Here is a 1875-nt window from a genome sequence, read left to right on the forward strand (position 1 = left end):
AAATCGAGTAGGAGGAGCCTCACGGCTCCGACCTCTCACACCACCGTACGTACGGATCCGTATACGGCGGTTCAATATCTTGCGTAAGCAGACTCTACCATTTCGCTTAGGGATACTAAGCCCCAGTGGTGGAGTCTTTCGTTTGTAAGGGCCCAGTGAACCTCTGGTGATTTAGATAATCTCCAGTATTTCTTTCTGGAATAACCGATTCTTTTGGCACTATCTAAATTTAATCCATATTTTAATAACTTCGTTATTTTTGTTTTTGGTAGTTTCCATCTTTTGAGAATAAGCTGTCTGATTCTGTGATGTATCCAAGGTTCTATTTCTTTCTGAATAAAAGATTTAATGAACCCTAATCCAAAGTAACCAATCCATCCTCTTGTTACTTGGTTGATTTCATTTAGAATAGTTTTGAAATCCCCAGGACGTTTGCGACTGGTTCGTCGTTTCAATTCTGCTCTAAATTTCTTTTTAGCTTCTTTGGTAGGTATAAAACGACAAGTTCCATTCACTTGTTTCATCAGACAGCTCAAGAACTTTAAACGGGTAGGTGAGCCAACTTTGCTTTTATCTGTATTGACAATCAGCTTGAGATCTCTTTCAATAAAACGAGATACACTTTCTAGCACACGTTCTCCTGCTCGTTTTGTTCTTACATAAATGACGAAGTCATCTGCGTATCGTACAAAATGATGTCCTCTTTTCTCAAGTTCTTTATCCAGTTCATGTAAGTAGACATTGCTGAGAAGGGGCGATAATACGCCTCCTTGCGGTGCGCCTGTTTTACTTTCTACGAATTCGCCAGACAGGTCTATGACACCACTCATCAAGAACTTACGGATAACCTTAAGAATCGCCTTATCTTGAATAAACTGTTCAAGATGGTACATCAACTTATCATGATTAAGCGTATCGAAACATTGTTTTAAGTCACAATCCACCACCACTTTATAGCCTTCTTCATAGTACGCTACGCATTGTTTTAATGCTGTGTGTGTTCCTTTTCCTGGTCGGAACCCATGACTTTGAGGAAGAAATTGAGGGTCGATAATCGGTTCAATCACTTGTCTGATGGCTTGTTGTACCACTCGGTCACGTGCGCATGGTATTCCTAGTTTACGCTTCGTTCCGTTAGGCTTTGGAATTTCTACTCGTTTGACTGGCTTGGGTTTGTAAGTACCATCCAAAAGTTTCTGCCTTAACGGCAAATAAAACTCTTCAATATGTTCTTCTACTTCCCAAACCGTCATTCCATCTACTCCAGCTGCGCCTTTATTGCGTCTGACCGCTTTTGCAGCTGCGAGTAAATTGTCTTTACTTACAACGAGCTCCATCAACGATGGAGACTTACGATACATTTCCTTCATATTACCTAGAGGCATACTCTACACATCTACATACTCTTTCGGTTCCACCTTGTCCCTCTGTAGAATGCCAACCGCTCGGTTGTTTTCTGTAGTTAACGTATCCTCTAACCTCCAATCTATAACTTTGTATGAATATTGTTCGGTCCTTCAGTACATTTTCCCTACTATGACCTCTGCTGACTTCTGTCTATTCGTTGTTACTACGATAGTTTTTATCGCTAGACAGACCTCCCCAGGTAAGGTGCGATAACCTTCCACTCATGTCACTGCCTCATTTACTAAATGGGATTCGTGCAGTATTGGACTTTGCTTTGTGTTGCAAGCTCGTCCGTCCCAATCCAGCCTCCATATGAGATTTCTGTTCGTCAGTGCGAGTATTTGCTTTCAGCTTCCTTCAGATTCCACCTCACGGTGGACACCCTTGCCTTCAGCTAACAGTTCCTACTGCCAAGCCTGTAGTGGACTTTCACCACCAAGTTATCGCCCATGCTGGGCGCACAACAAA

At 42.0% G+C, this 1875-nt stretch carries 1 protein-coding gene; it reads right to left on the bottom strand.

Annotated features, from left to right (window positions below):
• Positions 1 to 71: 71 nt before the first annotated feature.
• Positions 72 to 1385: a group II intron reverse transcriptase/maturase gene (gene ltrA, locus PVE40_RS12630; protein ID WP_274732286.1), complete on the bottom strand. Its 1314-nt coding sequence runs from the start codon at positions 1383 to 1385 to the stop codon at positions 72 to 74.
• Positions 1386 to 1875 lie beyond the last annotated feature (490 nt).

Origin of the sequence: Jeotgalibaca caeni, assembly GCF_028863945.1 — a bacterium.
Lineage (GTDB): Bacteria > Bacillota > Bacilli > Lactobacillales > Aerococcaceae > Jeotgalibaca > Jeotgalibaca caeni.

Coding starts and splice junctions, on each gene's coding strand:
- ltrA (WP_274732286.1), bottom strand. CDS start 1,385: ATGCCTCTAGGTAATATGAAGGAAATGTATCGTAAGTCTCCATCGTTG.